This window comes from Paraburkholderia phenoliruptrix (assembly GCF_019511605.1).
GTDB lineage: Bacteria > Pseudomonadota > Gammaproteobacteria > Burkholderiales > Burkholderiaceae > Paraburkholderia > Paraburkholderia phenoliruptrix_A.
Genome location: NZ_JAEUAV010000001.1, coordinates 224,416 through 237,538 on the forward strand (window position 1 = coordinate 224,416; position 13,123 = coordinate 237,538).

Annotated in this window: 12 protein-coding genes; 10 read left to right on the forward strand and 2 right to left on the reverse strand. The window is 62.9% G+C overall.

Going from position 1 to position 13,123, the window contains the following annotated elements:
- Positions 1 to 506 precede the first annotated feature (506 nt).
- The 6 genes from JNB89_RS00950 to JNB89_RS00975 all read left to right on the forward strand — a co-directional run bounded on the left by JNB89_RS00950 (position 507) and on the right by JNB89_RS00975 (position 7,408).
- Positions 507 to 1,844: a PAS domain-containing sensor histidine kinase gene (locus JNB89_RS00950; RefSeq protein ID WP_220360905.1), complete on the forward strand. Its 1,338-nt coding sequence runs from the start codon at positions 507 to 509 to the stop codon at positions 1,842 to 1,844.
- 16 nt (positions 1,845 to 1,860) lie between these two features.
- The gene (locus JNB89_RS00955) at positions 1,861 to 3,165 is read left to right on the forward strand and encodes an MFS transporter (RefSeq protein WP_220360906.1); all 1,305 of its coding nucleotides are present in this window, start codon (positions 1,861 to 1,863) and stop codon (positions 3,163 to 3,165) included.
- A 186-nt stretch (positions 3,166 to 3,351) separates the two neighbouring features.
- Positions 3,352 to 4,389, forward strand: coding sequence for a DUF4331 family protein (locus tag JNB89_RS00960; protein WP_220360907.1), 1,038 nt, complete (start codon positions 3,352 to 3,354; stop codon positions 4,387 to 4,389).
- A gap of 89 nt (positions 4,390 to 4,478) precedes the next feature.
- Positions 4,479 to 5,558, forward strand: coding sequence for a HoxN/HupN/NixA family nickel/cobalt transporter (locus JNB89_RS00965; RefSeq protein WP_223216664.1), 1,080 nt, complete (start codon positions 4,479 to 4,481; stop codon positions 5,556 to 5,558).
- A gap of 61 nt (positions 5,559 to 5,619) precedes the next feature.
- On the forward strand, positions 5,620 to 6,525 hold the full coding sequence (locus JNB89_RS00970) for an SDR family oxidoreductase (RefSeq protein ID WP_013341295.1): 906 nt from the start codon (positions 5,620 to 5,622) through the stop codon (positions 6,523 to 6,525).
- 142 nt (positions 6,526 to 6,667) lie between these two features.
- Positions 6,668 to 7,408, forward strand: coding sequence for an SDR family oxidoreductase (locus JNB89_RS00975; RefSeq protein WP_013341296.1), 741 nt, complete (start codon positions 6,668 to 6,670; stop codon positions 7,406 to 7,408).
- Positions 7,409 to 7,470: 62 nt separating this feature from the next.
- On the opposite strand, the gene JNB89_RS00980 is transcribed toward JNB89_RS00975, so the two are convergent.
- Together JNB89_RS00980 and JNB89_RS00985 are read right to left on the reverse strand one after the other, a co-directional pair.
- On the reverse strand, positions 7,471 to 8,367 hold the full coding sequence (locus JNB89_RS00980) for an alpha/beta fold hydrolase (protein WP_220360908.1): 897 nt from the start codon (positions 8,365 to 8,367) through the stop codon (positions 7,471 to 7,473).
- Between the two features lie 25 nt (positions 8,368 to 8,392).
- Positions 8,393 to 9,301: an alpha/beta fold hydrolase gene (locus tag JNB89_RS00985; protein ID WP_220360909.1), complete on the reverse strand. Its 909-nt coding sequence runs from the start codon at positions 9,299 to 9,301 to the stop codon at positions 8,393 to 8,395.
- An 86-nt stretch (positions 9,302 to 9,387) separates the two neighbouring features.
- Between JNB89_RS00985 and JNB89_RS00990 the strand changes: the two genes are divergently transcribed.
- The 4 genes from JNB89_RS00990 (at position 9,388) to JNB89_RS01005 (ending at position 13,116) form a co-directional block, all read left to right on the forward strand.
- Positions 9,388 to 9,774 carry a MerR family transcriptional regulator gene (locus JNB89_RS00990; protein ID WP_220360910.1) on the forward strand — a complete coding sequence of 129 codons (387 nt, stop codon included), beginning with the start codon at positions 9,388 to 9,390 and terminating at the stop codon, positions 9,772 to 9,774.
- A 244-nt stretch (positions 9,775 to 10,018) separates the two neighbouring features.
- Positions 10,019 to 11,326 carry an ABC transporter substrate-binding protein gene (locus JNB89_RS00995; protein ID WP_085955145.1) on the forward strand — a complete coding sequence of 436 codons (1,308 nt, stop codon included), beginning with the start codon at positions 10,019 to 10,021 and terminating at the stop codon, positions 11,324 to 11,326.
- 111 nt (positions 11,327 to 11,437) lie between these two features.
- On the forward strand, positions 11,438 to 12,316 hold the full coding sequence (locus JNB89_RS01000) for a carbohydrate ABC transporter permease (RefSeq protein WP_135891987.1): 879 nt from the start codon (positions 11,438 to 11,440) through the stop codon (positions 12,314 to 12,316).
- Positions 12,304 to 13,116, forward strand: a complete 813-nt coding sequence (locus JNB89_RS01005) for a carbohydrate ABC transporter permease (protein WP_013341302.1) — start codon at positions 12,304 to 12,306, stop codon at positions 13,114 to 13,116. The genes JNB89_RS01000 and JNB89_RS01005 overlap by 13 nt, the downstream gene beginning before the upstream one ends.
- The last annotated feature ends 7 nt before the right edge of the window (positions 13,117 to 13,123 follow it).

Here is a 13,123-nt window from a genome sequence, read left to right on the forward strand (position 1 = left end):
ACGACAAGGTATCGAAACGCGGTGCGCCAAACCAGCCGTACAAAGAGATTGTCCAAAGCCATGAAACGGTAGCTCACGCCCGCCGATAGTGTGACCGGGTCATACGAAGGTTTAGTCGGGCACTGCCGCGTGGGTGCATCGAGCATGGCGTGCGGCGTGCCCAAGGCGCGGCATGCCGACAGCTTTCCACTCCCAGACATTTCAGCTATTTGAGTCTGATGAGGCATCGGACTGCCCGGTGCGTATCCCACTATGCGCGCCGCACTCGAGACGGCGTTTTGAGATTTACCTGCTCATCAAGCTGACACATGCAGACGCTGCAATGCAGCCACTGCGAAAATCGACGCGGCGAACGAATGCGATGTGGCTGCCGAGGCACTATAAAAGCCTTCCAAGGCTATTTTCGCGGCGTTTTGGTTTTGTATAATCGCCGCACCTTTCTTCTCGCGACTTCCCGCCGCGCTGTTCAAGGAAAGTTGCCATACGCCCGTATCGGGACCTGCCGCATGAACGAGCCACATACCAGGGCGATTGCCGTGCCGATACAGAAACCGCTGGACGCATCCCCGCATTTTGCGAACGAGGCGCTTGTCGAAACAGACGCCCTGTTCCGCGATGCGCCTATTCCGATTCTGATCGAAGACTGGTCGGGGATCAAAGCGTGGGTCGACTCGCTCAGAAACAGCGGCGTCGACGATCTCGATGCCTGGCTCGACGAGCATCCCGAGGTGATTCAGAAGCTGCGCGAACTGCACGCGTTCGTCGATGCCAACGACGCGACACTTGCGCTCTTCGATGCCACGTCGAAGGAAGTCTTTTTCGAGTGGTCGCGCCAGTTGCTGCCGGCGAACCGGTTCAGCAACTCGCAGGTACTGCGCGCGATGTTCGAAGGTCACGCGTCGTGCCAGGGCGAGCGCATTCTCACCACTCTGACCGGCCGAAAAGTGCCGATCGTCTGGCGCTGTTCGCTGCCAAAGGACATCGCTCAATACCGGCGCCTGCATTTCTACGCGTTCGACGTCACCGAGCACAAGGAAAACACCGACCGGCTGCAGGCGCTGCGCGCGCAGATAGCGCACACGGCGCGCGTCTCGATGGTCGGGCAACTCGTGGCATCCATCACGCACGAAATCGGCCAACCGCTCGGCGCGGTACGCACGGGACTGGACGCGGCGGTGCGCTGGCTGGATCGGTCGGAGCCCAATGTGGCCGAAGCGCTCGCCGCGTTCCGCCATGCGTCGCGATGGACCGACGACATTGCAGGCATTTGCCGGCGTCTGCGCGGCTTTCTGACGGGCGCGCCGGTAGAGGCAGAGCAACTGGACTGCGCCGAGATTGTGGATTCCTCGATGCTGCTGATCGCGTCGGAAGCGAACGCGCATGCGATCACGCTGGCAAAGGAGATCGAACCCGCAGTGACCGCATACGCGGATCGCATCCAGCTCCAGCAGGTGCTGACCAACCTCCTGATCAACGGCATTCACGCGATTGCCGCCGTGAGCGCCGAAGGCCGGGAGCCGCTGCTCACCGTGCGGGCCCGCCGCTATAACGACTCGCAGACGCTCTTCGAGGTGGTGGATACCGGTGGCGGCATCCAGGCCTTGCAGCCCGATGCGATCTTTCAACCGCTCTCCAGCACCAAGAGCGACGGCATGGGCATGGGGCTGCCCATCTCGAGGTCGATTGTCGAAGCGCACGGCGGCGCGATTTGGGTGGCGGACACGGGCGCCTCTGGCACGCGGTTCTGCTTCACGCTGCCCTGTTCCGCTCGCGCGCACGGCCCACGCAGCCCCGTCGCGCATGCAACGCGAGCGGCCGCGAACAGCAACGGCGGCTTGCTCTGAAGGCAGCGCGAGCCGCATGCACCGCTCCCCCGGCTACGACCACGCCGACGCAACGGCTTCGCACCGTCTCGCACCAGGGACGTTGGCCACGATCGTGCTCGCGAACGCGATCGAATTCTTCGACTACTTCTGCTACACGGTCTTCGCCGCGTTCATCGCGCGTGCGTTCTTTCCGCACGCCGTGGGCGCTTGCGCAACGCTGCTCTCGCTCGGCACGTTCGCGGCCGGATTCCTGTCGCGGCCTGTCGGTGCGCTTGTCATCGGTACACAGGCGGACACGGCCGGGCGCAAGCCGGCGTTGTTGCTGACGGCGGCACTCGTCACCGCCGGCTCGCTCGGCGTGGCACTCACGCCGGGTTATGCGACGCTCGGCATATTGGCGCCGATAGCGGTGTTGCTTTGCCGGATCCTGCAAGGTCTGGCCGTGGGCGGAGAGATGGGCTCGTCGGGAGCCTTGCTGATCGAACATTGCCCGGCCGGCCAAAAGAGCCTGTACGCCGGCTGGCTGATGGCGGGGCAAGGGCTCGCGCTCGTCGCGGCGGGCGCCTGCGGCATCGTGCTGCACGACCTCCTCACCCCGGAGCAGATCGGGCGCTGGGGTTGGCGCGTGCCCTTCGCGCTCGCAGCAGCACTCATTCCCGTGCAGATCTATCTGCGCCGTCATATTGCCGAGACGTGGCAGCCGCCGCATGACGGGCAACAGTTCCGCGGCAGGCTGGTCCGCTTGCGCTGGCAATGGCTGCTCGCCGTCGTGCTGATCTTCGGCGGCACTGTGCCCACCTACGTGGCCACCTACGCGACCACGTTCGGCGTGGCAGGTGCGTCGCCGTCCGCGTACGCCTCGTTCGCAACCACCGCCGCGGTCGGCATGGTGACGCTGGCGCTTTCGGTAGCGGGCGGCTGGCTCGCGGACCGCATCGGCCAGTTGCGCACCATCGCGTTCGCCCGCGCGCTGACGATGCTGTCCGCGGTCCCCTCGTTCCACTACGCGGCCTCGCATCCGCAACCCGGCGCGCTGTTTTGCGTCGTCGCGCTGTTCGCGGGGCTCTCCGCGCTCGCAGGCGGACCGTCCATCGTCGTGATCCTCGAAATGTTTCCGGCACGCGGGCGGGCGCTTGCCATGTCCGTCGTCTATGCCACGGGCGTCGCGCTGTTCGGCGGCACGACGCCGTTCGTCGTTGCCTGCGTCGCCTCATGGAGCGGCTCGCAGACCGCCGCCGGGTGGTACGTGTGCGCGTCCGCCGCCGCCACGTTGATCGCCCTTCACCTGTTGCGGGTGCCGAACGCCGCGGGCACGCAAGGCCCTGCTGCCAACGCGTAGCCAGGCGAGTAGTCGCGTGCGAGCGCGACGTCGTCGTGCAAATCCGCAAGGCCCTCACGTTTGCCGACAGCGCGCGCCCCCCTCGCGCGCGACACTCCTTTCCGTCGTCCAGCGCAATGCGCGGCAACCGGCGCACGCGATGCGGCGCCGCTCCATCGTCGTTGACCTTACGGAAAGGATCGAATCATGTCTCACCATCTCGACTCCCCGCTCGCCCGCCAGGACGTGCGCCTCGACATCACGGATCTCTACTGCTTTCGCGGCGAAACCGGCACCGCGTTGGTGATCAACGTGTGCCACTCGATAGCGGGGGAAGGACGCACGCCCGGCTACCATCCCGAAGGCTTCTACGAATTCAAGATCGATCTCGATGACGACGCCATCGAGGACGTGACTTATCGCATTGCGTTCCACGAACGCGACGCGCAGGGAAAACAGCGCTTCGTCGTGCGCCGCATTGCCGGCGCCCAAGCAACGGACCCGCATGCGCAGGGCGACGTGGTAGCGCGCGGCGGCACGGACGAAACAGTGACAACGCCTTCTGGTCTGCGCGTGTGGGCGGGCCTTGCAGGGGACCCTTTCTGGATCGAACCGGACGTCCTCCATGCGGTAGGCCATGCGTTTCAGGACGGCACACCGCTCGATCTCGGCAACTGGCAACCCGCCGACGCGCGCAACCTCTTCGCGGGGCACACTGTGTACTCGATCGTGCTGGAGATACCGGACGCCGAGCTGCTCGCAACAGCCGGTGCCAACCGCAAGATCGGTGTATGGGCAGTTGCGACGCTCGCCACGGACGCAGGCGGCTGGCGGTCCATCAACCGCGTGGGCCTGCCCATGATTCATCCACTCTTCACGCAGTACAACGAAGACCTTGGCGACCGTCTGAATGCCGGCCGTCCCGCCGACGACTTCAAGACGTATGGCGCGCAACTCATCCAGTCCATTGCCGGGGCCGTGCGGGCCAACGGCACTAGCGAAGACCCAGAGGGCTATGCCACGGCCGTGGCGCACCGCTTTCTGCCCAACATCCTGCCGTACTCGGTGGGCACGCCTGCCGTGTTCGGCGTCGCGCTGTGGAACGGCCGGACCATGACGGACAACGCGCCCGACGTGATGTTCACGATGGCCGCGAACACGCCGATCAGTCTCGGCATCGGCAAGGAGTCGGTCACGTCGAAACCTTCGTCCACGTTTCCGTACGTGCCCAAAGCCGTCGCATGACATTGCGACGCCCGGCCGCGCAAGCCGCGCGCCGCCGGGCGTGCCGCTCCGTCGTACCAACCCGCTTCCCCTCTATTGATCGGTCCGCCATGTCTACACGTCCTGTTGCCGCGATGGGCGGTTTCATCGCGCTCCTCCACCTTGTCGGCTGGGGCACGCTGCTCGCTCTCGTCGCGCCGCTGCATCGCGGCGGGACCGCCACGGCATTGGGTATCGGCGCGGGCATTGCTGCCTACGCGCTCGGCATGCGCCACGCGTTCGACGCCGACCATATCGCCGCCATCGACAACACCACGCGCAAGCTCGTGGGCGAAGGCAAGCCTTGTCTGTCGGTCGGATTCTGGTTTTCTTTCGGTCATTCGAGCATCGTGTTCGGCCTCTCTTTGCTGATCGCGGTGAGCATGCGTTCAGTGTCGAGTCAGTTGGTCGACAGCGGCTCGACGCTGCGCACAGTGACGGGCGTGCTGGGCGCGGTCATTTCGAGCGGCTTTCTCTTTGTGATCGCGCTGCTGAACGTGGCTGCGTTCCGTGACATCTACCGCGTTTTCCGGCAAATGAAGAGCGGCCGCTACGACGACGCGTATCTCGCGCAGCGCCTGGAATCGCGCGGCCTCGTGAACCGCGTGCTCGCGCCGCTCATGCGCATCGTGAGCAAGCCCGCGCAGATGTATTTGGTCGGTCTGCTGTTCGGCCTCGGTTTCGATACCGCCACGGAAATCGCGCTGCTCGTGCTGACGGGCTCGGGCGCGGCATCGGGGCTGCCGTGGTACGCGATCCTCTGCCTGCCCGTGCTGTTCGCGGCGGGCATGCTGCTGTTCGACACCATCGACGGCTCGTTCATGAGCTATGCCTACCGATGGGCGCTCGACAAGCCCGTGCGCAAGATCTACTACAACCTCGTCGTGACCGGTCTTTCCACCAGTGTTGCGGTGGGCATCGCGACCATCGAAGTGCTCGGCCTGCTTGACGCCGCGCTCGGCGCAGCAGGCAAGCACGGCGTCTTTCAGGCATGGACCGCGAGCGTCGATCTCAACGAAGCGGGCTACGCCATCGTCGGACTTTTCGTGGCGACGTGGGCCGTATCGGCCGCGATATGGAAGTTCGGACGCATCGAAGAGCGATGGTCCGTCGTTCCGCAACCCGCTGTCCGCGACGAGCACGACGCATGACTTCATGGGTCGTCCATTGACCCGCGTTTCACTCCATTCAACCGTTCAAGGAAATTCGATCATGAACCAAGTCGTTCTCATCACCGGCGCCTCTAGCGGCTTCGGGCGCCTGACTGCCGAAGCGCTGGCGAAAGCCGGCTACACCGTCTATGCGTCGATGCGCGACACACACGGCCGCAATGCATCGGTGGCCGAAGAAATGGCGGCCCTCGCGCGTGAAGCCGGCACCGACCTGCGCACGGTGGAACTCGACGTGTCGTCGCAAGCGTCGGTGGAAGCCGCAGTCGCGAAAGTCATCGCCGATGCCGGCCGTATCGACGTGCTGATCCACAACGCTGGTCACATGGCATTCGGTCCGGCCGAAGCGTTCACGCCGGAACAGTACGCGCAACTCTACGACGTCAATGTGGTGAGCACGCAGCGCGTGAACCGTGCGGTGCTGCCGCACCTGCGCCGCCAGAAGCGAGGGCTCGTGGTCTGGGTATCGAGCAGCAGCGCGGCGGGCGGCACGCCGCCGTATCTTGCGCCCTACTTCGGCGCGAAGGCTGCAATGGACGCCATCGCCGTGCTCTACGCGCGCGAGCTGTCGCGCTGGGGCATCGAAACGTCGATCATCGTGCCGGGTGCTTTCACACACGGCACCAACCACTTCCCGCACGCAGGGCTGCCCGCCGATCAGGCTCGCGCCGCGGAGTACGAAACGGGACCGTACGCCGGCTTCGGCAAGGAGGTTCAGGAAGCCTTCGCCGCCATCGTCCCACCGGACGCCGACGCGAGCCTCGTCGCCGACGCTATCGTGAAGGTGGTGGACGCACCTTTCGGCAAGCGGCCGTTTCGCGTGCATATCGACCCTGCGGAAGACGGTGCGAATGTGGGCTTTACCGTTCTGGACCGGCTGCGGGCCGAGATGCTGCATCGGGTGGGGCTAGGCGATCTGCTCGTGCCGCAAGTCCACGTTCCCACCTGAACCGGCACGCGGCGTCGGCGCGCGTGCCGACTCTGCGGCGCGGCGCGATGCCATCTCTCTATAAACCATTCACTCAACCGCCCGGTACGGGTCGTGCGACGCGCGTCGACCGCGACCGGGCACTCATCTCAAGGAGCGCGTTATGTCCTCAACGTCTGGCAAGGTTGCCATCGTCACCGGTTCTTCGCGCGGCATTGGCGCCGAAATCGCCATTCGCCTCGCACAAGACGGATTCCGGGTGGTCGTCAACTACGCGAACGAGGCACGTCCCGCAGAGGAAGTCGCCGCTAAGATTCGCGAGGCGGGTGGCGACGCCTTGCCCGTCAAAGCAGACATTGCCGATCCGGCCGCTACCGTCGCCCTGTTCGACGCCGCGCAAAAAGCGTATGGCGGAATCGACGTCGTCGTCAACAGCGCCGGTATCATGAAGCAGGCAAAGATCGTGGATTTCGACGACGCCACGTTCGATCGAACTGTGGCCATCAATTTCAAGGGTGCGTTCAACGTGTCGCGCGAAGCCGCGCGCCGGGTGCGTGACGGCGGGCGCATCGTGAATCTCACGACGAGCGTGACCGGTGTACGCCTGCCGACGTATGCGGTTTATATCGCCACGAAGTGCGCCGTCGAAGGACTCACGCAGGTTCTCGCACAGGAAATGCGCGGGCGTGGCATCACTGTGAACGCCGTGGCGCCCGGGCCCGTTGCTACGGATCTGTTCCTCGCCGGCAAAAGCCCCGAACTCATCGACCGCATGGCGAAAATGAATCCGCTGGAGCGGCTCGGGCAGACCGAAGACATCGCGAGCGTGGTCGCGTTCCTGGTGGGCTCGCAAGGGGGCTGGATCAACGGCCAGATCGTGCGCGCGAATGGCGGCATGTGCTAAGCCGCACAACACAATGCACAGGATCGGACACGGGCGTGTCCGATCCTGCGTCCGCCACGATTTTACTGTCCGGCCAGAAAACTCTGAAGGGACGACAACACCACATCCGGCGCATCCTCCGGCAGCAGATGGCCGCCGGGCACCGCCCTGCCCGTCACGTTCGCTGCCCATCGAGACCATGCATCGAGGGGCGGCATGCTTGCAGCCCTCTGCTCTCTCTCGCTCCACAGTACAAGAACCGGACAAGCGAGTTTGCGTCCCGCAGCTGCGTCGCTTGCATCGTGCTCCAGGTCCTCGGAAGCAGCGGCCCGATAGTCTTCGCAGATGGCGTGGCGCACGTGCGGATTCCTGAACGCGTTTCGATAGACATCGAGGACCAACGGATCGATCCGCTCGAGACCGCCGGCCATCTTCGCCAGTGCAGTGTCGAGATAAGCGTCCGGGTCGGCCGCAAGCATTCGCTCCGGGAGATCGCCCGGCTGCGCCAGGAAGAACCAGTGCCAGGCGTTCAGCGCGAATGTCTTGTCGATAGTTGCAAATGCATCGAGCGTCGGTATCACGGTCAGCGACGCATACGCCGCGACGCGTCGAGGGTGGTCGAGCGCAAGCCGGTATCCGGCCCGCGCGCCCCGGTCATGTCCGACCACGGCGAAGCGTTCGTGCCCGAGCCGGTCCATCAGCGCGACGAGCGCGCCGGCTACACGACGTTTGGTCCAACGCGGCTGATCGTTGCGGGTCCGGCTGTCGCCGTACCCCGGCAGATCCGGCACGATGACGGTGTGCGACCTGGCGAGCGTCGGCGCAATGAATCGCCACGCAATGTGCGTTTGCGGGTAGCCATGCAAAAGCAGAACCGGCGACCCGCTCCCGCCGATCCTGCCGCGAAACGAGACATCGCCTGCTTCCAGATCAAGCCTGTCGAAGCCCGGGAAGAAGTCGTGCCCAACTCCATGCGCCATGCTCATCTCCTCGTAAAACGCGGCTTCATTGCTGCGACGCCGACCTGACGAACTCGGCCAGATCGCGATTGAAGCGCTCGGCTTCCTCGATGAACGGCGCATGACCCGAGTCCGTGTACACCTTGCTGACGACGCGGGGATTCAGTGCGGTCGCGCGAGCCAACGTGGCCCGCGTATTGACCAGCGCGTCCTCGGCGCCGTAGATGAAAAGCAGCGGTACGCGGGCTTTGCCGAGCCCTTCTGCAGCGAACACCGTCATCGTCGGCACTTCTTTTTGCATGTCCCACGATGCCATCGCGGCGTTCGCGAGCAGCCGGTCGAATGTATCGGCGTCGGGCCGATGGTTGAAACACAGTCCGACGAAGGTGCGCTCGCCGTCCAGATGCGTCTTCAGATCCGGCGAATTCATGTCCCGGTAAACGTCGGGATGGTCGACAATCTGACCCGGCGCAAGCTCGACCACGCCGTCGACATACACAGCACCCGCAATCGCCCGATCGCCATACTTTGCGAGGTAGTTCGATATCACCACGCCGCCGAGCGACCAGCCGACCAAAACGGGCTTGCGCGCGTGTGAGCCCTGCACCACCGCTGCGAGGTCGTCTCCCCAACGGCTTCCGTCGTGATACGGCTCCCGGCCCGACGGCTTATCCGACAGACCGTGGCCGCGCAGATCGTACGTAATGATCCGGTATTGGCGCAATGCGGGGCTCTGCACCTGCGCGTCCCAGTTCAGGCGGCTGCCGAGCAGCCCATGCACCAGGATGATAGGCGGGCCGTTCGGATCACCGCTTTCCTGAACCGCCAGCTTCACCCCATCCGCCGATGTGACCATATAGCTGGTAGGCGCCGCTATCGCGTTGGATGCAGACGCAAGCAGGGTCGCCGCACACAACGCCGGGATCAAAAAGTGAGAGAACGCTCGCAAGCTCATTGTCTTTCCTGAAAGAGTACCAGTGAGCGCAGTGTCAACCCTCACACTGATGTGAGAGTCAAGCAAATTGTGCTAGTGTGCTCCTCATGAAAAACACGCCTTCACGCGAACTGCTCACGATCGGACAACTCTCGCAACTCACCGGCGCGAGCGTGCGGTCCATCCGGCACTACGACGAACATGGTCTGCTCGCCTCGGTACGTGCGAGTAACGGCTACCGCATGTTCCCAGAGAAAGCAGTCACGCAGGTCAAGCAGATTCAGCGCATGATCGCGACCGGTTTCACTATCGACGATATTCGTGGCTTTCCGGACTGCATGCTTCTGATCGAAGGCGCCCGCTCCTGCGACCAGATCACCGACGCCCAGCGAATGAGGCTCCAAGCTATCGAGCGGCAAATCGCGGACCTCGAAAAGCGTCGTGCGCGGCTCATCAAGACCTTGCTCGAAGGTGCGGTACCGCCCATCGACTGACGCGAAGCGCGGCACACAGAAATCGCCATCAAATAGGAACACTGCACGCTGTTCTTTCCTGCGCATATCCGCTCGCAGGCTACCTGAGCTCCGGTCACTGACACATTTTGTGCAGCGCACCCAAAGTGCGAGCAAAAAGTATCGGCGGCTTCCGTCTTTTGCAGTGGCTGGACATTGGCCGCGGCCACTACAGTTCTCGTCACCGTACGCCTGGTCTGCTCTGAATCGCAGCACCCGTATGGCGATGCCAAAGAACATTCCAAAAGCGGAGACGAGAGTGAAACCCATCCCATTGCTCACAGCTTGCGCGTTTCTGGGCGCAAGCGTTCCCATGCTCGCGACAGCACAGACCTGCAACGTTCCCGTGCTCAAGATGCTCGCCCAGAAGAGTCTCGGCCTGTCAGTCATGGAGAAGTCGCTGCCGGACTATCAAAAGCGCAGCGGCACCCGGATTGAAATCAACTACTTTGGCGAAAACGACCGCCGTTCGAAATCGCGACTCGACGCGTCAACGGGCGCGGGTTCCTACCAGATCTATTACGTTGACGAGGCGAACGTCGCCGAATTCGCATCAGCGGGTTGGATCGTGCCGCTGCTGAAGTACTACCCGAAAGACGCCGACTACGACGACTTCCTGCCAGGCCGGCGCGCGGTAGCAAGCTATAAGGGTGTCGCGTATTTTGCTCCGCTGATCGGCGGGGGCGATTTCCTGTTCTACCGTCGCGACATTCTCGAGAAAGCGCATCTCCCGGTGCCGAAAACGCTCGACGAGCTCGTCGCGGACATCAAGAAGCTCAATGCCCCGCCTAACATGTACGGTTGGGTTGCACGCGGGCAACGCGGGTCCGGCATGAACGTGTGGCGCTGGGCGCCATTCATGCTCGCCGAGGGCGGGACCTGGACCGACAGGAATCAGGCTCCATCCTTCAATTCGCCAGGCGCGGTGAAGGCGACGCAACTCTACCGGGATCTCTTCAAATACGCGCCCCCGGGTTCTTCGACGTACGACTGGAGCAACGCGCTCGAAGCGTTCCGCTCCGGCAAGGTCGCGTTCATGATCGAATCGACGCCGTTTGCCGACTGGATGGAAGATCCGACCAAATCCAGCGTGGCGGACAAGGTGGGATACGTCAGGCCGCCAGCACCGTTGCCGTCGGCAGCCTATGGTCATGGCCTCGCAATTTCTTCTGTCGGCGCGAAGGACGAATGCACGCGTCAGGCGGCAGGCAAGTTCATTGCCTGGGCGACAGGCAAGGATCAGGAGCAGGCCCGCCTTCGCGACAACGTCTTTAGCGACTACAACCGCTCGAGCACGATAAAGAGCGATTACTTCCAGAAGCACGTCAAGCCGCAGATTCTCGCCGGCCTGAACGATACCAATCCGGTGACGAAGGTCACGATCTGGTCAAGCCCGCAGTGGCCGGATATCGGCGACAACCTCGGTATCGCGCTGGAGGAGGTGTTCACGGGTACGCAGCCGGACGTTCAGGCCACCTTGAACGACGCTGTTCAGTACGCTCGCGACGCAATGGAACATGGCGTGAAGAAGTAACGTGGGCGCCCCTTGCTTGCCGCACGCGTTGCGTCGCAAGGGGCACTGCAGATCCGGTCGTGGTCTCACGGGAACACTGAGTTCGCGGACTTTACGCTGTTGGAGAAGTCAATGTTCAATCGGGGCAAAACAAGCCTTCCGTTCGTATTTCTCGGACCGCCTCTCGCGTTGATGGCGGTCCTCGGTCTGGTTCCTACCGTGGCCGCAATCAACCTCGCGCTGAAAAATCGCGTGCTGCGCTACCCGGACAGCGAGTACGTCTGGCTGCGCAATTTCCTGCGGCTCTTTTCGGATAGACGGTTCCTCAATTCCATCGAGGTATCGGCGATCTGGGAAATTGCCACGGTCGTCGGCTCGGTCGTGGTCGGCGTTCTGGTTGCAATCTATCTGTTCGAGCAGATTCATGGCCGGATGCGCAGTGTCATTTCGCTGTTGCTGATTGTGCCGGTGCTTCTACCGCGAGTGTCGGCGGCCTTCATCTGGAAGTTCATGTATTCGCCTCTTACAGGCATTCTTGGCTGGTTTCTTGGCCTGCTCGGAATCGGAAACACGGCGTTTCTGTCCGATCCGCACCTGGCGCTGTACGCGGTGGCACTCGTCGACATCTGGCAGTGGGGCTTGTTCTTCGCGGTCGTCGTACTGAAACTGCTCGAGACGCTGCCGCCCGAGCCGCTCGAGGCCGCCCGACTCGACTATGCGCGCACCTGGCAGGTCTACGCGTATATCGCATTGCCGATGCTGAAGGTGCCGATCATGAGTCTGGTGTTCATCAAGATGGTGGAATCGCTGCGCTCGTTCGATCTGGTCTACGTAATGACGAAAGGCGGACCGGGCATCACCACGGAAACCCTCGACATGTATGCGTATTCGCAAGGTATCGGCTTGTCCGGAAAGGTCTCCTATGCGTCGAGTATGGCCGTGCTGATGATGGTTGCGACCACGGTGATTTTCACCTTCATCTGGAAGCGGGTGAACAAATGGGAAGACTGATCTCGCGCAGTACCGCATGGTCATTTGGCCTTGTGCTCGCAGTGGTCGCCGTGTTTCCGATATTTTGGGCGTTCCTCAATTCGCTGAAGAATCTGCTCGACATCGTCACGCCGACGCCGCGTTTCATTTTTTCGCCGACGCTCGAGAACTACCGACAGGTCGTGTCGAGCCCCGAGGTTCTGATCGGACTGGCAAACAGCCTTTCCATCGTAGGTCTTGCTGTCGTGCTCGGCGCGCTGCTTGGCGTTCCGGCTGCCTATGTCATCGCGCGCTATCACGTGCCGGGCAAGCGCGACATCCAGTTCTTCCTGTTGTCGCTGCGATTCCTGCCGCCGGTCGCGGTCGCCATACCGTTGATCGCTATCTGGGTCGACCTGGGACTTTACGACACGAAGTTCTCGATGGTGGTCACGTATCTGCTGGTCACGTTGTCGACCATTACATGGCTGTCCATTCCGGTATTTCAGCGCCTGCCTCGCGAGGTGGAAGAAGCCGCCACGTTGGACGGTTACGGCCCGTACGGCGTGTTCTGGCGCATTGCACTGCCGATCAGCGCAACCACGCTGATGGGCGGCATCGTGTTCAGCTTCGTACTGGTCTGGAACGAACTGATGATCGCACTCGCGTTGACATCGTCGAGAAGCGCGACGCTGCCGGTCGTTGCGTCCGCATTCACTTCGCTCGGGCAGGAGGTGCCGTGGGGCGTGATCAATGCATCCACCGTCCTGCTCGCTCTTCCTCCGATCATTTTTGTCGGCGTGCTGAGCCGGCTGTTGAATTCAATGCTCAAAGGCAAGTAAGGAGATC